We start from the raw sequence: 392 nt of genomic DNA, 5'->3' as shown, positions 1-392 counted from the left end.
AACGCCCAGTTTAATCAGGCGCGTCACCCGCCCGTGATGATGCTGTTCTGCTGGGATTCGGTCATCGACAAGAAGACCTATGAGACCCGGATAGTCTTTCCGGCGTCGCTCAGGACCAGAATGCTGGCTCCTACAGGCCAGGACTCATACGGCACCACGTGGTATGACACGCTGCTGATTGGCCTGGCCCCGGAAGGCAGGGTGCGTGTCTGGCTGCAGAACAGCGGGATTGGCGAGAACCTCCCGGTAGAGCCACAGCGGCTCACCACGCTGTCCGGTGAAAAACTGGATGCCTGTAAGGGAATTACTCAGCACCCGTATGGTTATGCTTATTACGGAGAAACGCCGGAGTTTATCAAAGGCAAAACCTACCCGTACGGACAGTGGTAAGG

General features: G+C 56.9%; 1 protein-coding gene. It reads left to right on the top strand.

What is annotated here, in order from left to right; genetic code table 11:
- Window positions 1-390, top strand: a 390-nt coding sequence (locus KIF87_RS23055) for a DUF2931 family protein (protein ID WP_213330848.1), incomplete at its 5' end; no start/stop codon positions are given.
- Between the last annotated feature and the right edge of the window lie 2 nt (window positions 391-392).

This window comes from Enterobacter sp. 120016 (genome assembly GCF_018383635.1).
Taxonomy (GTDB): domain Bacteria; phylum Pseudomonadota; class Gammaproteobacteria; order Enterobacterales; family Enterobacteriaceae; genus Enterobacter; species Enterobacter asburiae_D.
This window is presented reverse-complemented; position numbering and strand designations above follow the sequence as displayed.